Below are 19,959 nucleotides of genomic sequence, written 5' to 3' on the forward strand. Positions count from 1 at the left end.
GGAGGCTCCTATGAGCAAGGTCGCGTGGCTGTTTCCCGGTCAGGGGTCGCAGGCGGTGGGCATGGGCGTGGCGCTGGCGGAGGCTGAGCCCGCGGCGCGCGCCGTGCTCCAGGACGCCGACGCGGCCCTGGGCTTTCCCCTGTCGAGGCTGATGGCCGAAGGGCCCGAAGAGACGCTGAAGCTCACCGAACACACCCAGCCCGCCATCCTCACCCACAGCATCATGGTCGTACAGGCCTGGGGCCATCGTCTGCCGAAGCCGGACTTCGCCGCAGGGCACTCCCTGGGCGAGTACAGCGCCCTGGTGGCCCTGGGGGCCCTGACCTTCCAGGATGCGGTCCGCACCGTGCGCGAGCGCGGCCGGGCCATGCAGGAGGCCGTGCCCGTGGGCGTGGGCGCCATGGCGGCGATCTTGGGCATGAGCCTGGGCGATGTGGAAGCGAGCTGCGCCGAGGCGGCCGCCGCCACCGGCAAGATCGTAGTGCCCGCGAACTTCAACGGCCCCGGGCAGATCGTCATCGCCGGCCACGCCGAGGCCGTGGATGCGGCCCTGGAGGCCGTCAAGGCCCGCGGCGGGCGGAAGGCGATGAAGCTCCCCGTCAGCGCCCCCTTCCACTCCCCCCTCATGGAGCCCGCCCAGGCGCGCATGGAGCCCATTCTGCGGAGCTTGGTCTTCCAGGCACCCGCCTGCCCCCTGGTGAACAATGTGGACGCAGCCGCAGTCTCGGAGCCCGAGGCGCTGAGGGACGGGCTGGTGCGCCAGATCCCCGGCGCCGTGCGCTGGCAGGCCACCCTGGACCTGCTGCTGGATCAGGGCGTCACCACCTTTCTTGAACTGGGGCCGGGCAAGGTCCTGGCCGGCCTCGTGAAGCGCCAGGCGAAGGAGCGGGGCCTTGAGGTTTCGGCCCTGAGCTTCGGTGCGCCCGAAGACCTCGCCCAGCTGGGCTGACACAGCACTGGCAAGGCTGTCTGGCGGGAAGGTGTGATGAAAAGCAATGCCCCCCGGGGGTAGGGTGGTGAGGACGACACTGCGTCTTCCAGTGTGCGGTGCCGGGCGGCTGGATGAGGCTCGGAGGCCGCCCACATCACCCTCAGTCCGAGGTGCCCATGCGCAAGGATCTTGTCTTCGGAATGGCCGGTTCGGGAGGCGATGGCATCGTCTCTGCCGGTGACTCCCTTCTCCAGGCCGCTTCGGCCGAGGGTTATCACGGCGTGATGACCAAGAGCTTCGGCTCCCAGATCCGCGGCGGTGAGTCCTCCTGTCGCGTGCGCATCAGCACAGATCCGGTTCTGAACCCCGGAGGCAACCTCGATGTGGCCGTGGCCCTGAACTGGGAGGATTTCCTCAAGTTCGGCGCCGAGCTGCCCGTGGCCGGCACCACCGTGGTGATCTACGAGGCCGCCACCGGCGTGCCCGAAAACCAGATTCCCCTGGTGGGCGTGACGCCCCTGCAGGTGATCGCGGTGCCCATCGCGGAGATGGCCAAGGCCCACGCTGGCACCGAACGCGCCAAGAACACCGTGGTGCTGGGCCTCATCGCCGGCTGGTTCGGCATCGGCGCCGTGGCGGTGATGAAGGGCATTTCCAAGAAGCTGGCCAAGAAGAGCCAGGAACTCGTCGACGCCAACCAGAAGGCCTTCGATGCCGGCATGGCGTTCGCGAAGGAACATCCCCTCAAGGCCGACATGACCATCGTGCCCTTGGAGAACAAGGGCGGCGTCAAGCTCCTGACCGACGGCAACGACATGTGCGCGGCCGCCGCCATCTTCGCGGGCTGCCAGTTCTTCGGCGGCTACCCGATCACGCCCTCCACCGAGATCATGCAGTTCTTCACCAACCATGTCTGGAAGTACGGCGGCGCCGTGCTGCAGGCCGAAGACGAGATCGCGGGCATCGGCGCGGCCGTGGGCGCCTCCTTCGCCGGCAAGAAGGCCATGACCGCCACCAGCGGCCCGGGCCTCTCCCTGAAGTCGGAGATGATGGGGCTCGCCAGCATCGCCGAGCTGCCCCTGGTGATCGTGGATGTGCAGCGCGGCGGCCCCTCCACGGGTTTGCCCACCAAGACCGAGCAGTCCGACCTCTTCGCGGCGGCCTTCTCCGCCCATGGCGATGTGATCCGCCCGGTGTTGGCCCCGACCTCTGTGGCCGACACCTTCCGCACCACAATTGAGGCCTTCAACATCGCCGAGTACTACCAGACACCGGTGATCATCCTGTCCGACCAGGAGATCGCCTCGCGCAAGGAGACCCTGGATCCCATCGACACCAGCCAGTTCAAGATCATCGACCGCCTGAAGCCCACCGGCGCGGATCTCCAGGACTACAAGCGGTTCAAGCAGACCGAGAACCACATCAGCCCCATCAGCCACCCCGGCATGCTGGGCGGAACCTACCTGGCTTCCGGCATCGAGCATGTCGAATCCGGCGCCCCCACGAACAGCGGTTCCGTGCACGCGCGCATGAACGACAAGCGCACGAAGAAGTTCGATCCGCTGAAGGAGCGCAAGGACCTCTTCGAGATCACCGGCAATCCCGATGCGCCATTGGCCCTGGTGGCCTGGGGCAGCGTGGCCGGCGTATGCCGTGAGGCGCTGCAGATGGCCCGGGAACAGGGGCTGGATGTGAAGTTGATGGTGCCCTACCTGCTCTACCCGGTGGCCGAGCAGACCTACCGCGACTTCTTCGCCTCGGTCCAGAAGGGACTCGTCGTCGAACAGTCCCACCTGGCCCAGACCTTCAAGGTGCTGCGCATGCACCTCGACCTGCCCAAGGGCCTTCAGTCCTTGGCCCGCAGCGGCGCGAATCCCTTCCTTCCCGGCGAGATCGTCGCGGCCCTCCACCATCTCCTCGCGGAGCTGCAGCGCAGCCACGAGGGCAAGCTTCAGCCCCAGGAGTGAGGTTCACCATGAGCGCTACCATGACCCCCAATGTGAACACTCCGGGCGACTTCCAGGCCAAGGACTACAAGAGCGACCTGAAGCCCATCTGGTGCCCAGGGTGCGGTGACTATTCCGTGGTGCAGGGCATCTATCGCGCCCTGGCCGCCATCGGCCGCCCGCCCCACGAGATCGCCTTCATCTCCGGCATCGGCTGCTCCAGCCGCATTCCCGGCTACACCACGGCCTACGGCTTCAACACCGTCCACGGCCGCGCCCTGCCCATCGCCCAGGGCATCAAGCTGGCCAACCCCGACCTGCTCGTGCTGGCGGCCGGCGGCGACGGGGACGGCTTCTCCATCGGCGGCGGGCACATCGCCCACCTGATCCGCCGCAACATCGACATCACCTACATCGTGATGGACAACCAGATCTACGGCCTCACCAAGGGCCAGCTTTCGCCCACCTCGCAGAAGGGCCGCACCACCTGCACCTCGCCCCACGGGAGCCTCGAGAACCCCGTCAATCCGCTGCTCTATGTGCTGGCCTACGGCGCCGGCTTCGTGGCCCAGGCCTCGCCCACGGACCTGGTGGGCATGGCGGCCATCATCGAGGAGGCCATCCGCTACCCCGGCTTCGCCTTCGTGAACATCCAGTCCCCCTGTGTCACCTACGGCGAGGAGGCCCAGCAGATCAAGGGCCTCAAGGCCATCAGCGAGACCCTTGAGAGCCTGGGGCACGATCCGTCGGACCGGCTGGCGGCCATGAACCTGGCCCAGAACTATGGCACCAAGCTGAACCTCGGTGTGTTCTACCGGAACCCCGAGCCTGCGCCGACCTACGACGGTCTGGTCCGGGAGCGCCAGGCCCAGCTCTCCCAGGGCGCCCCGTCGAAGGAGCGTATCCTGGACCTCTTCATCAAGAAGTGACGGGAGCCCCAGCATGGCAACGCGAGGAATCGATTTTTCCAGCCTGAGTCTGGTGAATGCGCTCGATCTGGCTGTCCTGATCGAGGAAGAGGCCCAGGAGCGGTACGAGGAGTTCGCGGCCCAGATGGAGCAGCACCGCACGCCGGAGGCGGCTGCGTTCTTCCGCCTCATGGCCGCCAATGAGGCCAAGCATGGCGAGGAACTGGCCGCCCGCCGGCGAAAGCTCTTCGGCGACGCGCCCCGGATGGCCACCCGGGCCATGATCTTCGATGTGGAGGCGCCGGACTACGACGCCGCCCGCGCCTTCATGAGCCCCCGCCAGGCGATGAAGGCCGCCCTGGCTTCCGAGGTGAAGGCCCATGCCTTCTTCGTCGCGGCCCTTCCCTCCATCGAGGATGACGGCGTGCGGGCCCTCTTCACGGAACTGCGCGACGAGGAGACCCACCACCAGAACCTCGTGAAGGCCGAACTGGCGAAGCTCCCGCCGGACAGCGGCCTGTCCGACGAGGACTTCGTCGACGAACCGGCGCCTCAGTAGTTTCGGGGTTCCAGCCACAGCTCCTTCAGCACCACGGCCGCCAGCGTCACGAAGGCGAGGGCCATCGCGCCCATCGCCAGCCAGGGCAGGGCCATTCCGGAGGCCCACGGGGCCCCGGGATGGCCCTGCCGCAACCACCACTGGGCGGCATCCAAGGCCACAATCGCCGCGCAGAAGCCCATGAGAAGGCGGCGCCCCCGCCAGGCCGTCCGCCGCAGGTAGCCGAAGGCTGCGATGAGGAAAAGCAGGGGGAACACGATCAGGTGGAGCGCCCGGGCTCCGATGAGCGCGAAGAGGCCGCTCGAGACCGTCTCCACGGCCAGGGGACGCAGGTCCTCATAGCCGGTGATCGGGGGGAACTGGGCCCCCGGGCTGTGGCAGGCGCTGCATTTGTTGGCCACGATGACCTCCACGGGGGCGAAGCTCTCCCGCGTGGCGCCGCCCTGTACCCAGATCCGGACGGTCTCGGTTTCGGCCGGGGTCACATTGGGGGCCATGACGCCCTCCAGGACCGCCACCAGGCGCGACTTGGCGGCTGGCGGCGGAGCCGATGCGCGGGCCCGCTCCTGACGGAGGGCGAAAGCCAGGCCGCTGGCGAGGAGGGCCGCCAGGGCGAGGATCACGAAGGTGGCGAAGGCGCGTTCGGAAGAGGACTGGTCTCGGAGGCTCATCGGTCCATGGTACCGATCCCGGGGAATCAGTCGATGGGGACGGTGCCGGTGGCCCGACTCCGGCGCATGAGGAAGAGGAGCGGCATGAGGACGAAGCAGAGCACCCCCATGAACCAGAAGGTGTCGGCGAAGGCCATCATGCTCGATTGCTTGACCACGGTGCCGTAGGCGGCGCCCTGGGCCATGTGGGCGGCATCGGCGGGGGAGAGGCCGCCGCGCAGGATTCCCAGCTGGGTGGCCCGGTCGAGGAGGCCCTGGTAGGCCGGGTCACCCGGGGACAGGTGGCCGACGAGGTTGGCCTGATGGACCTGGGCCCGGCGGGCCAGCATGGTGGTGGCGAGGGCGATGCCCGTGCTGCCGCCGATGTTGCGGACCAGGTTCATGAGCCCCGCGGCGTAGGCGGTCTTCTCATGGGGGATGTGCTGGAAGGCCGAGACATTGATGGGGATGAAGAGGAAGGCGAAGCCGATGCTCTGCACCACCCGGGAGGTCATGGCCGTCTGGAAGTCCACCTGCAGGTTGAAGCCGGACATCTGGATGAGACCCAGGCCGCAGGTGAAGAACCCGAAGGCGATGAGCCAGCGGGTATCCACCCTCTTCAGCAGCATGGCCACCACCGGCATCATCAGCAGGATGGCCAGGCCCCCGGGACTCAGCACCCACCCGCTCAGCAGGGCCGTGTAGCCCAGCAGCGTCTGGAGGAAGATGGGCAGCAGCGCCAGGCTGCCGTAGAGCACGAAACCCAGGACGAAGAGCATGACGATCGACACGGCGAAGGTCCGATCCTTCAGCAGCCTGAGGTCCACGATGGGCCGTTCCTTCCCGAGTTCGTAGAGGACGGCGAAGACCAGGGCCACCACCGCGACAATGGCGAAGAAGACGATGAAGCCCGAGCTGAACCAGTCCTTGCGCTGACCTTCGTCCAGCACGATCTCCAGGGAGGCGAGGCCCAGCGTGAGGATGCCGATGCCCAGGTAATCGAAGCGGGCGCCCTCCTTGAGGGAGATGCGGTGGAAGGTCGGCGGATCCTGGACCAGGGCACTGGTGAGCGAGAAGGACAGGAAACCCACCGGGATGTTGATGAGGAAGATCCAGTGCCAGCTGAAGTTGTCTGTGATCCAACCGCCGAGCACTGGGCCGATGATGGGGGCCAGCACCACGCCCATGCCATAGACCGCCATGGCCGCGCCGCGCTTCTCGTGCGGGAAGGTCTCCACCAGGATGGCCTGGGAGATGGGCTGGAGCCCGCCGCCGCCCAGGCCCTGGAGCACGCGGAAGAAGATCAGCCAACCGAGTGAAGGCGCGATGCCGCAGAGCAGCGAGGCCACCGTGAAGACGCTCACGCAGGTGAGGTAGAAGCGCTTGCGGCCCATGAGGCTCGAAAAATAGCCGCCCAGGGGCAGCACCACGGCGTTGGCCACCAGGTACGAGGTCAGCACCCAGGTGGTCTCTTCCACCGTGGCCGAGAGGTCCCCCGCGATGTGCGGCAGGGCCACATTCGCCACGCTGGTGTCGAGAACTTCCATGAAGGTCGCGATCATCACCGTGAGCGCGATGACCCAGGGGTTGATGGCGCGGTGGGAGGAGGTCACTTCACGATCACCGTGGCTTCGACATTCATGCCGGGGCGCAGGATGACCTTCTGGGCTTCAGCCTCGTCGATGCGGATCTTCACGGGGATGCGCTGGACGACCTTCACGAAGTTGCCCACGGCATTCTCGGGAGGCAGCAGGCTCATGCGCGAGCCGGTGGAGCCCGCGATCGAGTCCACGCGGCCCTTGAGTACCGCGCCGTTCATGTCCACCTTGACCTCAGCCTCCTGGCCGGGCTTCATGCGGGCGAGCTGGGTCTCCTTGAAGTTGGCCGTGATCCAGGTCTGGTGCAGGGGGATCAGCGTCAGCAGGCCCTGGCCCGGCTGGATGGTCTGTCCGGCCTCCACGAACTTGCGGGTGACGACGCCGTCCACGGGCGCCAGGATGCGCGTGTAGCCGAGCTGCAGCTCGAGCCCTTCCTGGCTGGCGCGGGCCTGGTCCACCTGGGCCTGGGCCGAGGCCAGGCGGGCCTCGGCGGCGCCCACGGCCACCTTGCGGATGTCCGCTTCGCGCTGGAGCGAGCTCAGGCGCTGCTGGGAGGCGCGCCACTCGCTGTCGGCCACCTCGGCCTGGGTGCGGAAGCCGTCGTACTGGAGCGCGGAGATCTCTTCCCGTTCCGCCAGGGGCTTCATGCGCTGGAGGTCGGTCCTGGCCTTGTCCAGGCTGGCCTTCTTGGAATCGAGGGTGGCTTTGGCCGTCTCCAGGTCCGAGCTGCGAGCCTGCTGGAAGGCCACCCGGGCGCGTTCCAGGTCGGCCCTGGCCCCTTCGACCTGGGCCCGGGCCTGGGCCTGGGCGGCCCTCGCCTGATCCAATCGGGCCTGGATGTCGCGAGGGTCCATGGCCACCAGCGGATCCCCGGCCTTCACGGCCTGGTTGTCTTCCACGAGCACCTTGTCGACGGTGCCGTAGACGCGGCAGGAGACGGGCACGAGGTGGCCGTCCACCTGGGCATCGTCGGTGCTCATGCGGTTGCGGGAGTAGAACCACAGGCCGCCGCCGATGAGGAGGGCGATGGGCGTTCCGATGAGCAGCGCCCTCATGGCCTTGGCGCCACTGGCGGGTTCTTCGGCAGGAGCCGTCGAGGCGGAAACTTCTTGATTCATGGGGGGCTCCATCAGCGGGCGAAGAGGGATTCGAGCTGGCCCGTGGCCCGGGCCAGGTCCGCGCGGGACTGGTTCAGCCGGTAGAGGGCGCTGATCTGGTTTTCATTGGCGCGGGCCAGTTCATCCTGGGCGTTGATCACTTCGATGTTGTTGCTGACGCCGGCCTCGAAGCGGTGGCGGGCCTGGGTGAGGGCCTCCGTCGAGAGGGTCACGGCCAGACCTGCCACCTCCACCTCGTGGGCGGCAGCCTCCAGCTCGGCCCGGGCCACCTGGATCTCGAAGCCGACCTGGGCGCGGACATCCCGCCGCGCCTCTTGGATGCGGACCTGTTCGGAACGGGCGCGGGAGATGTGGGAGGAGACGAGACCTCCGGTGAACAGAGGGACGCGGAGCCCCAGCGAGACCTGGTAGGTGGTGGCCCAGGGCTGGGACTGGAGGCCAGTGGAGCTGTAGGCGCCGGTGGCGACGAGGGTGGGCAGGCGGAGGCCCTGGGCGGCCTGGCGGAGGTTCTCGGCCGCCTTCTCGCGGGCGTCGAGGGCGGCGAGCTCAGGACGCAGGCCGAGACCCGCCTGGTAGGCCTCCTGGAAGCTGCCTCCGGGCAGTGCCGGGGCCACGAGGGTGTCCGTCAGGTCGAGGCGGGTGCCGGGTTCCAAGTCCAGCAGGCGGCCCAGGCCCGCGAGGGCTGTGAACTGCTGGGTCTGGGCCTGGATGAGGCGCTGGCGCTCGGTTTGCAGCTGCACCTGGGAACGCAGCGTGTCGAGCTTGGTGCCCACACCCTGCTTCTGCTGGCTCTCCGCCAGCTTGGCCAGGGCCTCGGCCAGGTCTACCCGCGACTCGCCGGCCTGCACGGAGGCCGCGGCCCGAAGGGCGCGCAGGTACTGGCCCACCACCAGGGCGGTGATTTCCTCCCGCACCGCTCGGCCCTGGGCCCGGGCCGAGGTCTCCGCATGCTGGGAGGCCCGCCACTTCTTCCAGAGGCTCAGGTCGAACAGGGAAACCTGGGCTTCGACGCCCACCTGGCCCCAGTTGAAGGGGCCCACCACTTCGGGGCCGTGCGGGGTGGGGATGCCGATGAAGGCATCCAGGTTGTTCTTGGCCCGCTGGCCAGTGGCCTGGGCGGCCACGGTGGGCATGAGGGCCGCGGCGGCAGCCCGGCGGTCATCCCCGCTTTCGGCGATGGCCAGCAGGGACTGCTGCACCCGCGGATTCTGTTCAAGGGCCTTTCGGATGGCCTGGGACAAGGTGAGCTGCAGGGCGTTGGCGGGGCTGGCGACCGGCCCGGCGACGGACGCGGCAGGCGGAACCTGGGCCCAGGCCAGGCTGGGCGTCGCCAAGGCCAGGAGGAGCAGGGAGCCTCGCCCGAGGGCAGGGGCGGTGATGCGGGACATGGAGACCTCCACCGGTCGCGAAGAGTGGGCTGGACGGCTCATGCGGGCTGTCCGCTGTTGGCGCGCATCCGGTTCAGGAAGCCCTTGAACAGATCCAGCTCTTCCCGCGTGAAGCCCTTGAGGTGCGTGTTCAGCACCTTGATGGCCACCGGCGGGAGATGGGGGACCAGGTTCTGGCCCGCCTCCGTGAGTTCCAGGTGGCTGATCCGGCGGTCGAGGCTGCTCTTGACCCGGCGGATCAGGCCCTTCTCCTCCAGGCGGTCGATCATGCGCGTCATGGAGCCGGGGTCGTACCGGCTGAAGCGGCAGAGCTCGGCGGCCGTGGAGGCGCACCCCTTGGCGATGCGCATGAGGATCACCCACTGCGCTCCGCTGATGCCCAGGTCGGCCAGTTCTTCATCAAAGGCCGCCAGCAGCCGCCCGGAGACATCGGCGATCAGGCGGCCGAGGCTCTCTTCCGCCTGGTAGTTCTCGGGGGTGTACAGCGGCTCGGTCCCCGATGGATCGATGGTCATGAGCAGGCCCTTATTTGGTGTCTAAGCAATAACTGCCAAGGCAACAATGTAAAAACCTTTCCGCCACCTGTCAACTTGAACCTGGTGGGGATGGGGCGGGACGGCTCTGACCGGATTCGGACCGGGCCCTGGGCGCAGGTCCGCCACGAACTTCCGGCCCGTTCCCGTCATCCTGATTCCGGGGCGGATGTCCGCCGCACCCACCTGCGGGTTTCGCCGCTGATGGAACCAGGACGCCAACCCCGCTCCGGAGCCCTGATGACTCGCGCCGCCCTGCTCTTTGCCGCCCTCATGCTGCCCGCCCATTCCCAGGCGGTGGCCCAGGCGCCGGCCCAGGTGGTGGCTGCGGCGCCGGATCGGCTGATCGGCTTTCCGGGTTTCAACGGCTTCCCCCTGAAGGGGAGCGTGAAGACGGGCGGCGCTCATCCCTATTTCGCGGTGATGGTGGCGGGCTCGGGTCCCACGGACCGGGACTGGTCGAACCCGCTGATTCCGGTGCCCAGCCACGGGGGCCGGGATATCGCCGCCTGGCTGCAGGCCCAGGGCCTCGGCTCCTTGCGCTTCGACAAGCGGTTCATCGGGTCGAAGGACCCCAAGCTCGACATCTCCCTGGATGCCCAGCTGGGCGACATCAAGGCGGCGATGAAGGCGGCCCGGGCGCTGCCGGAGGCCAAGGGGAAGAAGCTGCTGCTCGTCGGGCACAGCGAGGGGGCCCTGCTTTCTCTGCTGGCGGCGGGCGAGGCCGAGGCCGCGCTGCTGCTGGCCATGCCGGGACTCAGCATGGGCAAGGTCATCCTGGCCCAGGTGAAGGGGCAACTGGACACCGCCGGCGCTCCGGCCGAGGTGTCCGCGCTGAACATGGCCTACCTTGAGGCGGTGCTTGACGCCATCCGCAAGACCCAGGACCTGCCGGAGCCGGGGAAGGGCGTGGCGCCCGGCCTCGTGGGTCTGGCGAAGGGCCTCGCGCGCCCCGAAAGCCGCGGGTTTGTCCGCGACCTCCTGGACCTGGATCCCTGGGGGGCGGCGCAGCGCCTCGCCGTGCCCTTTGCGGTGGTGTGGGGTGATCGGGACATCCAGACCTGGAAGCCCGATGGGCTGCCCACCGACTTCAAGGGCGTGGTGATCCAGATCCCCGAAGCCAACCACCTGTTCAAGCGAGAGACCCGTCCCAGGGCTGGCCTCTCAGGCCCTGCCGCCGCCACCACCTATGGAGACGCCACGCCCATGGCGGATCTGACCCCGTTGGCAGCCTGGCTGAAGAACCTGAAGTAGCGTTCCCCCGGCTAGGTAGACTGTCCCTTCATCCATCTGGAGGTTCCATGTTCCGCCTCGACGGCAAGATCGCCCTCGTCACCGGTGCCAGCCAGGGCATCGGCGAAGCCATCGCGAAGCGCCTCGCGGCCCAGGGCGCCACGGTGGTCTGTGCGGCCCGCACGCTGAGCAAGCTCCAGGCCGTGGCGGATGCCATCACCGCGGCGGGCGGGAAGGCGGATGTCATCGCGGCGGACCTGGGCGACGGTGCCTCCGTGAAGGCCGCCGTGGCGACGACCATCGAGCGCCACGGCGCCCTCCACATCCTGGTGAACAACGCCGGCATCACCCGCGACAAGCTGCTCATCCAGATGAAGGAGGAGGACTGGGACGCGGTGATCGACACCAACCTCAAGGGCGCCTGGACGGCCATCCAGGCGGCCACCAAGCCCATGATGAAGCAGCGCTGGGGGCGCATCATCAACATCGCCTCCGTGGTGGGCCAGATGGGCAACCCGGGCCAGGCGAACTATGTGGCCGCCAAGGCTGGTCTCATCGGCCTCACCAAGTCCGTGGCACGCGAGCTGGCCAGCCGGAATGTCACCGCCAACGCTGTGACGCCCGGCTACATCGAGACCGCCATGACTGCGGGCCTGCCCGAGGATGTGAAGGCCGAGTTCACCAAGCAGATCCCCCTGGGCCGCATGGGCACGGGCGAAGACATCGCCGCCAGCGTGGCCTTCCTCGCCAGCGACGAGGCCAGCTACATCACCGGCCAGGTGCTGAGCGTCAATGGGGGCCTGTACATGTAGGACCGTGCGGCGGCCCGCGCGCCCTCAGGCCTGCTTCGCCAGCACGGCCAGGACGGTTTGCTCGAGGGCGCGGAGGGTGTAGGGCTTCTGGAGGAACGCGGCCAGGCCGCGCCCCAGGAAATCCTGGATGGATTCCTGCTCGTTGTAGCCGCTGCTGAGGATCACCGGCAGGTTGGGCCGGAGGCGGCGGATGGCCTGGAAGGCCTCGCGCCCATCCATGTGGGGCATGGTGAGATCCATGAGGACCACATCCACCCGTTCGCCTTCCCGCTGCACCACCTCCACCGCCTGGCGGCCATCCTCCGCCGTGAGGACCGACAAGCCGAGAGACTCGAGCACGGCCGCGGCGGCCTCCCGGATCATCTCTTCGTCGTCCACGAGCAGCACGGTGGATTTGCGGGCCAGGGCAGGGGCCACGGCCTGAGGCGTTTCTTCCACACGCTGGGTGTCGGTGACGGGAAACAGCAGCTTGAAGGTGGTGCCCCGGCCAGGCTCGCTGTAGATGCGCATGCCCGCGTGGTGACCCTTGAGGATACCCATGGTGGCGGAGAGACCGAGACCCCGCCCCGTCACCTTGGTGGTGAAGAAGGGCTCGAAGATGCGGGCCTGGACTTCGGGGGACATGCCGCAGCCCGTGTCGCTCACTTCCAGGGTGGCGTAGGTCCCCGGGGCGAGTTCCTGCCCCTGGAACACCTGCTCCAGGTAGGCGCGGTCCACCTTCAGGGCGGCCGTGGTGAGCCGGATGGTGCCTTCGGCCTCGCCGATGGCATCCGCGGCATTGGTCACCAGGTTCATGATGATCTGCTGGATCTGCGCAGCGTCCGCCTCCACCAGGGGCATGGACGGGGCGAGCTGGAAGCGGAGGGCGATCTTCTTGGGGATGGAGACCTCCAGCAGGTGCGTCACCTCCTGGACGACATGGTTCAGGTCGTAGGGCCGGACCACGAACCGCCCCTTGCCTGAATAGGCCAGCATCTGGCGGGTCAGGTCCGCGGCACGGTGGATGATGCGCTCCAGGCTCTCCAGGTGGGGCAGGGCGGGGGATTCGGGGGCCAGCTTCATCTGGGCCACATTCATGTGCCCCAGCATGGCCGTGAGGAGGTTGTTGAAGTCGTGGGCGATGCCGCCAGCGAGGACGCCCAGGCTCTCCAGCTTCTGGGCATGCTGCATCTGGCGCTCGAGCAGGGCACGGGCGCCTTCGGTGTTGCGGCGCTCCAACTCGGCGGAGGCGCGGGCCGAAAAGATCCGCAGGAGGGAGGTGACTTCCACCGGCGAGGCGAGCGGCTGCCGGTGGAGCACCGCCAGTACGCCCAGGGCCTGGCCTTGGGAATCCACCAGGGGAGCGCCCACATAACTTTGGGCCCGCATGTCGTGGAGCAGCGGGCAGCGGGGGAAGGCCTCCTGGACGCCGCTGGCGATCACGCAAAGCTCGCCCCGGGCCGCCCGTTCGCAGGGGGTGCCGGACTGATCGTAGGTGAAATTCTCGGCGGGGCCCCCTTCCGCAAACACCGCCAGGGTCCGCATCCGGGAGGCGCCATTTTCATGAATGCTCTCTCCGATGAAGGCCACATCTGCCGCCGTGGCCTGCGCCAGATGCTTGACCAGCTCCTGGAGGAAGGATTCCCCTGTGGCGACGGAGACCCCACTGGCCACATGGAAGATCTGCTCCTCCGCCCGTCGGCGCTGGGCCAGTTCCCGCTCGAGGCCCGCATTCAGCGCGCGGATCTCCGCCGTGGCCACCCGCACCTGCCGGCGGAAGACGAAGGCGATGGCGGTGGCGAGGGCCAGGAGACCGAGGATGGTCAGACCCGCGCGCCGGGCCCAGGGGGGAAGCCCGCCCTTCTCCTGGGGCGTCAGCCATCGGTTGATGGCCCCGTGATAGCCCGAATCGGGCCGGGTCCGGCCCTCGCTCAGGTAGGCGTCGAGGGCCCGCAGCAGGTCGGGGTTCCGGCCCTTCGCCACCGCGAAGTAGATGTCGAAGGGGCTGAAGACCACGGGCGTGCGCTCGACCTTGAACCGGGCTTCCTGGGAGTAGCCGAAGGTGCTGGAGGTCACGCCGCCGTCCACCTGACCTTCGGCCACGGCGCCCAGCACCTCCCCGAAGCTGCCGTACTCGCGGAAGGCGCAGGTCAGGTTGAAGCGGCTGCACAGCTCTCGGAAGTGTTCGCCATTCACATCGCCGCGCATCAGCGCGATCCGGCGGTCACGCACATCCAGGATCGTGTGGATCCCCGCGCGGGGATGGGCGTACAGGATGCTCCAGACCGTGAAGGAGGGCGTCCTGCCGTAGTCGAGGTAGGCCTCCCGTTCCGCTGTGTAGCCCACGCTGGTGAGCAGGTCCACCTCGCCGGACCGGGCCCGGTCGAGCCCCTCCTGCCAGGTGCCCGGGATGAAGCGCAGGTCCCAGCCCTCCCGCTCAGCCACTTCCTTCAGCATGTCCACATAGAAACCCTGGGCCTGGCCTCCGGCTTCCATGGAGATGGCCGGCACATGGGGGAATACCGCGACTTTGACCGTGCGGCGGGGGGCCGCCAGCAGGCCGACGGCACCCAGGGCGACCAGGAGGAGGGTCACCAAGCGGTTCATGAATGGAAAGGGTGGAAAAGGGATTCGAGACATGGTCCTGCCCAGAACCCTATCGACGCGAGGCCCGACCCGTTTGAACTTTGGGTCAGTCCAGCGTGGCGCGCCGTTCGCCATCCTGCCATCGGAGGCGGAGGGCGGCTCCAGAAGGGAGGGTGGCGGCCGTCGTCACGGGCCGGCCTTCGGGATCGAGGGCCAGTACGAATCCCCGCTGAAGCGGGCCCGCCGGGTCCAGGCCGTGCAGGCGCTCGGCGAGCACGGCCAGGCGGTGGTCCCGGCGTTGCAGGCCGCGCTGGATCGCCGGGGCGAGGCGGCGCTGGGCCTCCCGGACGCGGGGCAGATCCGCCTCCCGGGCGGCGCGGGCGGCGGCGTGCCGCAGGCGCTGGCGCAGCAGGGACAGGCGCGACCCGGCCGCATCCACCCCCCGGCTGGGGTGGGCCAGGGCCAGCCGCTGACCCAGGGCAGCCAGGCGGACTCCCGGCCCTGCCAGCGGTTCCGCCCGCTGGAGACCGTGATCAACCAGCAGGTTCAGCGTGGTCTCCAGGCCCCGCAGGCGCCAGGCGGCCTTGGCGGCCAGGGCCTCGGTCCGGCGCCGCAGCTCCGCCCTCAGGGCCGCGCGATCCGGCGTGGCCAGCTCCGCAGCCTGACTGGGCGTGGCCGCGCGGCGATCCGCGGCGAGGTCCACCAGCGTGGTGTCGATCTCGTGCCCCACGCCGGTGATGACGGGGATCTGGCACACGGCCACCGCGCGCACCAGGGCCGGGTCGTTGAAGGCCCAGAGATCCTCGAGGCTGCCGCCGCCCCGCACCAGCAGCACGGCCTCGCAACCCCAGTGGGGATCCTGGATTTCCTGCAGGGCCAATAGGGTTTCCGGCACGCAGCGCTCGCCCTGGGCGGCCGCGGGGGCGATGAGGATGTCGATCGCAGGGGCGCGGCGGGCCATGACCTCCAGCACATCGCGCAGGGCTGCGCCGCCCAGGGCCGCCACCACGCCCAGCTTCCGGGGGAACCGGGGCAGGGGGCGCTTGGGGCGGTCGAAGAGTCCCTGGGCGCGGAGGTCCGCCTCCAGCGCCCGCAGCCGCGCCTGCAGGTCGCCCGCGCCCGCGGGCTCGCAGTGGGTGACGGCCAGGGTGATCGTGCCCCCGGCCACATAGAGGTTGAGGCTGCCCTTGAGCACCACCCGCTGCCCATCCGCCGGCTTGTGCTGGAGAAAGCGCTGCTGCCCGGCCCAGACCGCGCAGGACAGCGCCGCGCCTTCTTCTTTCAGCGTGAAATACCAGTGCTTCCCCGAGCCCCGGAAGTTCGACACCTCGCCCACGACGCAGACCGCGGCGAAAGCCGGTTCCAGCCGGGTCTTCACCTGTTCCAGCAGGCGCTTGACGGAAAGGGGGGCGAGGTCGTTCATGGCTTGCGGAACCGTCCGAGGCCCACCGTGAGCCCGGCGAAGAGGGTGTAGCGCGGGGCTCCGTGGGAGAGCCCCATGTCCACGCCGCCATCCAGCACCAGCCGCTTGGACACCTTGTAGGCGATGGCCCAGAGGTTGGAGACGATTCGCCCGTTCTGCGGCGTGGACTGGAGGGAGTACAGCTCGCCGGTGAGGGACCAGGTCTCGCCGAGGTTCCGAGTGATGGAGACGGTGCCTGCCGCCTGGGCCGCCCTTCCTCCGGCCGGTCCCTCGGCTTGGTCCGAGGGCTGGCCGATCCAGGACTCCAGCAGGTTCACATCGATGTGGTAGTTCCCCGCGTCGCGGCTGAACAGCAGCGTGAGCGTGTCGATGGGTGCGCCGTTGCCGAGCCCTTGGGAGGCCGGGGCCGTGGGGAAGGTGTGCGCCACCTGGATGGCCTGGTCCGTTCCGAACAGCCCGTCGTGCAGGTAGCACCATTGCGCGGCCAGGTTGAAGTCACCGAAGCCCCTGGCCGCGAGCGCACCCGAGGGTTCCAGGCGCAGGTAGCCCGGGCAGGAGAGGCGGAGTTCCACATCCTTGGCCAGACCCAGCTTCAGGAGGGTGGGAGTGCCGAAGCTGGGGCCGTCCTCGCGCAGGTGGCTCTGCTGCAGACCCCACTCCAGCTCCGCCAGCCCCGGCTGAGTCGTGAGGGCGGGATTGGCGAAGGTGGGCCGGTTGGGGTTCACCTCGATGGGCGGCGGTTCCTCCGCCCTGAGGGCAGGCGCCAGTGCCAGGGACAGCGCCAGGGACAGGGCCAGGGACAGGGACAGGGCCAGGGACAGGGCGGGGAGGCTGGTTTGGGGGACCTTCATGGCCTTCCAGGCTAGCGGATCTGCCAAGCGGGGATGGGGAAGCCGCAACGGAATCCGATGAGGCGGAAATTTTGCCTCGTCATACAATGCTCGGGTCTTCCAACCTCCGAGGTGAACCGATGTCCGGACGACCCTTCCTTCTTTCCAGGCTGGCCCTGGCCTTGGCCTTGGCAGGCACGGCCTCGGCGCAGACCAAGCTGCTGCGCTTCCCCGACATCCATGGGGACAAGGTGGTGTTCACGCACGGCGGCGACCTCTGGAGTGCCCCGGCCACGGGCGGCACGGCCACGCGGCTCACGGCCCATCCGGGGCTGGAGGTGTTCGCGAAGTTCAGCCCCGACGGCAAGTGGCTCGCCTTCACGGGCCAGTACGACGGCGACGAGCAGGTCTATGTCATTCCCAGCGGTGGCGGCATTCCGCGCCAGCTGACCTTCGATCCTGCCGCCGGTCCGCTGCCGCCGCGGGGCGGCTACGACCACCAGGTGGTGGGGTGGACGCCGGACGGCTCCAGCGTGCTGTTCCGCGCCTCCAGCGATGCCGATGGCGTCCTGAGCCGCACGGCGCTCTACACCGTGCCCCTGGGCGGCGGGCTGGCGAAGAAGCTGCCCATGCCGACCGCGGGGCCCGGCTCCTTCTCGCCGGACGGCAAGCGCATCGCCTACGCGCCGATGTTCCGCGACTTCCGCCATTGGAAGCGCTACCAGGGCGGCTGGGCGCAGGATCTCTATGTCTTCGATCTGGCCACGAACGCGCAGAAGAAGATCGCCGCCAGCCCGCGCACCGAGCGCGATCCCATGTGGATTGGCGACAAGGTCTACTTCGCGTCGGATCGCGACGGGACGCTGAACCTCTACGCGGTGGATCCGGCCACGGACGCGCTGAAGCAGCTGACCTTCCAGAAGACCTGGGATGTCCGCTGGCCGTCCAGCGACCACCAGTCGCGCATCGTCTATGAGCAGAACGGCGAACTGCGCGTGTTCAATGTGCAGGACGGCAGCGACCGCGGGATCTCCATCGCCGTGCCGACCGATGGCGGCGCCTCGCGGCCCTCGCGCATCAGCGCCGAACGCAACATCGAGGGCTTCGCGCTGTCACCCAAGGGCGAACGGGCCCTCTTCGTGGCCCGCGGCGATGTGTTCACGGTGCCCGTCGAGAAGGGCCCCGTGCGCAACCTCACCAACAGCTCCGGCGCCCACGACAAGCATGCCCGCTGGTCGCCGGACGGCAAGAAGATCGCGTTCATCTCGGACCTGAGCGGCGAAGACCAGCTCTACCTGGTGGATCAGGGCGGCAAGGGCAAGCCCGAGGCCCTCACCTCCGGGCTGGCGGGGATGCTGAACGCGCCCGTCTGGTCGCCCACGGGGAAGCAGCTCGCCTTCACCGACAAAGATGGCGTGGTCTATGTGGTGGGCATAGCGGACCGCAAGCTGGTCAAGGCCGCGAAGGATCCCCTCGCCCGGGTGGGCGACCTGGCCTGGTCGGCGGACGGCCAGTTCCTGGCCTTCTCCCTGGCGAACCTGAATGGCACCCGCAGCCTCCATGTGTGGAGCCAGGCGGACCAGCAGCTGCATCGGGCCACCGGCGACCTGTTCCCCGTCACCGATCCCGCCTGGGATCCGGACGGCAAGTATCTCTATGCCCTCAGCCGCCGGGACTACGCGCCGCAGATCAGCAACCTCGAGTTCGACTATGCGGGCAACCGCAATGTGGATGTGGTGGCCTACGCCCTCCGCAAGGACACGGCCCATCCCTTCCCGCCCGAAAGCGATGAAGTGGGGGGGGCGCCCGAGAAGAAGGAAGACGGCGAGAAGAAGGCTGACAAGCCTGCGGAGGGCGCCAAGGCCCCTGCGGCGCCTGCGTCCGTCCGCATCGACTGGGATGGCTTCGAACAGCGGGGCGTCCGCGTGCCCGTGCCCGCCGACAACCTGGGCGGGCTGGAGGCCGTGAAGGGCTACCTGCTCTACAGCAAGTCCGCGCCCTTCGTGTACGGCGAAGCCAACGGTCGCCGGAATGCGGGCAGCAGCCTCTGGATCTTCGACCTGAAGAAGCGTCAGGAGAGCGAGCTGCTGCCGGAAGTCCAGGGCTGGACCCTCAGCCAGGATGGAAGCAAGGTCCTGGCCCGGGCTGGGCAGGGACCCGCGGCTTCCTACCAGCTCCTCGACGCCAAGCCGAAGGCTACTGAAAAGAAGATGGTCTCCACGAAGGAGCTCTTCGTGGACCGCATCCCCGCCGAGGAATGGCGCGAGGTCTATGACGAGACCTGGCGCCGTTTCCGGGACTTCTTCTATGTGAAGAACATGCACGGCTACGACTGGAAGGCCCTGCGCGAGCAGTACCGTCCCTGGCTCCAGCATGTGACGCACCGTTCGGACCTGACCTATGTGCTGACGGAGCTCATCTCGGAACTGAATATCGGCCACACCTACACCGAGGGCGGGGACCAGTTCCTGCCCGAACGGGCCAAGGTGGGCCTGCCGGGCGCCCGCCTCGAGTTGGATGCCGCCGCCGGCCGCTACCGCCTCGCCCACATCTACCGCGGCCACAACGAGGAGCCCAAGTACCGCAGCCCGCTGACGGAACCGGGCGTGGATGCCCGCGAAGGGGACTACATCCTGGCCATCGACGGCGTGGAATTGAAGGCGGACGACAACCCCTACCGCCTGCTCCGCAACAAGACCTTCACGGTGACGCTCACGCTCAACGGCCAACCCGGTTTCGAGGGCGCCCGGCAGGTCACCTACCAGCCCATCCAGAGCGATGCCAGCCTGCGCTACCTGGACTTCGTGCTGCGCTCGAAAGAGGCCGTGGACAAACTCAGCGGCGGGAAGGTGGGCTACCTCCACATTCCCGACATGGGCGGCCCCGGGCTCTATGAGTTCATCAAGTGGTACTACCCCCAGATCCGCAAGGAGGGCCTGGTGGTGGATGTCCGCGCCAACGGCGGCGGCAACATCAGCCAGATGATCCTCGAGCGTTTGGGCAAGAAGTTGCTGGGCACCCGGTTCGGCTATGCGGGCGAGCACCCCACCACCTACCCGGGCACCGTGTTCCACGGCCCCATGGTGGCGCTCACCAGCGAGACCAGCGCCAGCGACGGCGACATCTTCCCCTACCACTTCCGGTTCGCGGGGCTCGGCCCCCTCATCGGCAAGCGCACCTGGGGAGGCGTCGTGGGCGGTGGGAACAGCCCCCTGGTCGATGGCGGCAGCGTCTTCGTGCCCCAGTCGGGCACCAACGCGCCCACGGGCGAGTGGATCATCGAGGGCGAAGGCGTCACCCCCGACATCGAGGTGGAGAACGATCCTGCCTCGCTGCTGGCGGGCCATGACCGGCAGCTGGAGCGCGGCGTGCAGGAGGTCCTGAAGCGCATGGCCGAAAAGCCCATGACTCTGCCGAGGCGGCCCGCGGATCCGGTGAAAACAAAGTAGGCCTGATGGTCAGACC

15 protein-coding genes are annotated in these 19,959 nt (G+C 68.5%); 7 read left to right on the forward strand and 8 right to left on the reverse strand.

The annotated features are described in order from the left end of the window. Positions 1-10: 10 nt before the first annotated feature. The 4 genes from fabD to QZ647_RS03430 all read left to right on the forward strand — a co-directional run bounded on the left by fabD (position 11) and on the right by QZ647_RS03430 (position 4,344). The gene (fabD, locus tag QZ647_RS03415; RefSeq protein ID WP_291270825.1) at positions 11-949 is read left to right on the forward strand and encodes an ACP S-malonyltransferase; all 939 of its coding nucleotides are present in this window, start codon (positions 11-13) and stop codon (positions 947-949) included. 158 nt (positions 950-1,107) lie between these two features. Next, a complete protein-coding gene (locus tag QZ647_RS03420) occupies positions 1,108-2,898 on the forward strand; it encodes a 2-oxoacid:acceptor oxidoreductase subunit alpha (RefSeq protein WP_291270826.1) in 1,791 nt (596 codons plus the stop codon). Between the two features lie 8 nt (positions 2,899-2,906). Beyond that, a complete protein-coding gene (locus QZ647_RS03425; protein ID WP_286353734.1) occupies positions 2,907-3,806 on the forward strand; it encodes a 2-oxoacid:ferredoxin oxidoreductase subunit beta in 900 nt (299 codons plus the stop codon). Positions 3,807-3,819: 13 nt separating this feature from the next. Then, positions 3,820-4,344, forward strand: coding sequence for a ferritin family protein (locus QZ647_RS03430; RefSeq protein ID WP_291270827.1), 525 nt, complete (start codon positions 3,820-3,822; stop codon positions 4,342-4,344). Here QZ647_RS03430 and QZ647_RS03435 read toward each other — a convergent pair. From QZ647_RS03435 to QZ647_RS03455, 5 genes are read right to left on the reverse strand one after another with little or no spacing between them, the layout of a single operon-like run. Next, positions 4,338-5,015, reverse strand: a complete 678-nt coding sequence (locus tag QZ647_RS03435; RefSeq protein ID WP_291270828.1) for a hypothetical protein — start codon at positions 5,013-5,015, stop codon at positions 4,338-4,340. The genes QZ647_RS03430 and QZ647_RS03435 overlap by 7 nt on opposite strands. A gap of 26 nt (positions 5,016-5,041) precedes the next feature. After that, entirely contained in the window at positions 5,042-6,607 is a 1,566-nt protein-coding gene (locus QZ647_RS03440; RefSeq protein WP_291270829.1) for a DHA2 family efflux MFS transporter permease subunit, read from the reverse strand. Beyond that, positions 6,604-7,710, reverse strand: coding sequence for an HlyD family secretion protein (locus tag QZ647_RS03445; RefSeq protein ID WP_291270830.1), 1,107 nt, complete (start codon positions 7,708-7,710; stop codon positions 6,604-6,606). The genes QZ647_RS03440 and QZ647_RS03445 overlap by 4 nt, the downstream gene beginning before the upstream one ends. 11 nt (positions 7,711-7,721) lie before the next feature. Beyond that, positions 7,722-9,098: a TolC family protein gene (locus QZ647_RS03450; RefSeq protein WP_291270831.1), complete on the reverse strand. Its 1,377-nt coding sequence runs from the start codon at positions 9,096-9,098 to the stop codon at positions 7,722-7,724. Between the two features lie 38 nt (positions 9,099-9,136). Further along, positions 9,137-9,613: a MarR family transcriptional regulator gene (locus QZ647_RS03455; RefSeq protein ID WP_291270832.1), complete on the reverse strand. Its 477-nt coding sequence runs from the start codon at positions 9,611-9,613 to the stop codon at positions 9,137-9,139. Between the two features lie 258 nt (positions 9,614-9,871). Between QZ647_RS03455 and QZ647_RS03460 the strand changes: the two genes are divergently transcribed. Both QZ647_RS03460 and fabG read left to right on the forward strand, forming a co-directional pair. Then, positions 9,872-10,885, forward strand: coding sequence for an alpha/beta fold hydrolase (locus QZ647_RS03460; protein ID WP_291270833.1), 1,014 nt, complete (start codon positions 9,872-9,874; stop codon positions 10,883-10,885). A 47-nt stretch (positions 10,886-10,932) separates the two neighbouring features. Continuing rightward, positions 10,933-11,676 carry a 3-oxoacyl-[acyl-carrier-protein] reductase gene (gene fabG, locus QZ647_RS03465; RefSeq protein WP_291270834.1) on the forward strand — a complete coding sequence of 248 codons (744 nt, stop codon included), beginning with the start codon at positions 10,933-10,935 and terminating at the stop codon, positions 11,674-11,676. 24 nt (positions 11,677-11,700) lie between these two features. Here fabG and QZ647_RS03470 read toward each other — a convergent pair whose 3' ends face one another. The 3 genes from QZ647_RS03470 to QZ647_RS03480 form a co-directional block, all read right to left on the reverse strand. Then, positions 11,701-14,250 (reverse strand): response regulator, encoded by a 2,550-nt coding sequence (locus QZ647_RS03470; protein ID WP_291270835.1) that lies wholly within the window; start codon positions 14,248-14,250, stop codon positions 11,701-11,703. A gap of 97 nt (positions 14,251-14,347) precedes the next feature. After that, positions 14,348-15,664, reverse strand: coding sequence for an exodeoxyribonuclease VII large subunit (xseA, locus tag QZ647_RS03475; RefSeq protein WP_291270836.1), 1,317 nt, complete (start codon positions 15,662-15,664; stop codon positions 14,348-14,350). After that, a complete protein-coding gene (locus QZ647_RS03480; RefSeq protein WP_291270837.1) occupies positions 15,661-16,515 on the reverse strand; it encodes a hypothetical protein in 855 nt (284 codons plus the stop codon). Before QZ647_RS03480 ends, xseA begins: the two co-directional genes overlap by 4 nt. A gap of 119 nt (positions 16,516-16,634) precedes the next feature. Between QZ647_RS03480 and QZ647_RS03485 the strand changes: the two genes are divergently transcribed. Then, a complete protein-coding gene (locus tag QZ647_RS03485; protein ID WP_291270838.1) occupies positions 16,635-19,943 on the forward strand; it encodes a S41 family peptidase in 3,309 nt (1,102 codons plus the stop codon). Positions 19,944-19,959 lie beyond the last annotated feature (16 nt).

This window comes from Geothrix sp., from assembly GCF_020622065.1.
In the GTDB taxonomy this organism is placed as follows: domain Bacteria; phylum Acidobacteriota; class Holophagae; order Holophagales; family Holophagaceae; genus Geothrix.

Coding starts and splice junctions, on each gene's coding strand:
- fabD (WP_291270825.1), top strand. CDS start 11: ATGAGCAAGGTCGCGTGGCTGTTTCCCGGTCAGGGGTCGCAGGCGGTG.
- QZ647_RS03420 (WP_291270826.1), top strand. CDS start 1,108: ATGCGCAAGGATCTTGTCTTCGGAATGGCCGGTTCGGGAGGCGATGGC.
- QZ647_RS03425 (WP_286353734.1), top strand. CDS start 2,907: ATGAGCGCTACCATGACCCCCAATGTGAACACTCCGGGCGACTTCCAG.
- QZ647_RS03430 (WP_291270827.1), top strand. CDS start 3,820: ATGGCAACGCGAGGAATCGATTTTTCCAGCCTGAGTCTGGTGAATGCG.
- QZ647_RS03435 (WP_291270828.1), bottom strand. CDS start 5,015: ATGAGCCTCCGAGACCAGTCCTCTTCCGAACGCGCCTTCGCCACCTTC.
- QZ647_RS03445 (WP_291270830.1), bottom strand. CDS start 7,710: ATGAATCAAGAAGTTTCCGCCTCGACGGCTCCTGCCGAAGAACCCGCC.
- QZ647_RS03450 (WP_291270831.1), bottom strand. CDS start 9,098: ATGTCCCGCATCACCGCCCCTGCCCTCGGGCGAGGCTCCCTGCTCCTC.
- QZ647_RS03455 (WP_291270832.1), bottom strand. CDS start 9,613: ATGACCATCGATCCATCGGGGACCGAGCCGCTGTACACCCCCGAGAAC.
- QZ647_RS03460 (WP_291270833.1), top strand. CDS start 9,872: ATGACTCGCGCCGCCCTGCTCTTTGCCGCCCTCATGCTGCCCGCCCAT.
- fabG (WP_291270834.1), top strand. CDS start 10,933: ATGTTCCGCCTCGACGGCAAGATCGCCCTCGTCACCGGTGCCAGCCAG.
- xseA (WP_291270836.1), bottom strand. CDS start 15,664: ATGAACGACCTCGCCCCCCTTTCCGTCAAGCGCCTGCTGGAACAGGTG.
- QZ647_RS03480 (WP_291270837.1), bottom strand. CDS start 16,515: ATGAAGGTCCCCCAAACCAGCCTCCCCGCCCTGTCCCTGGCCCTGTCC.
- QZ647_RS03485 (WP_291270838.1), top strand. CDS start 16,635: ATGTCCGGACGACCCTTCCTTCTTTCCAGGCTGGCCCTGGCCTTGGCC.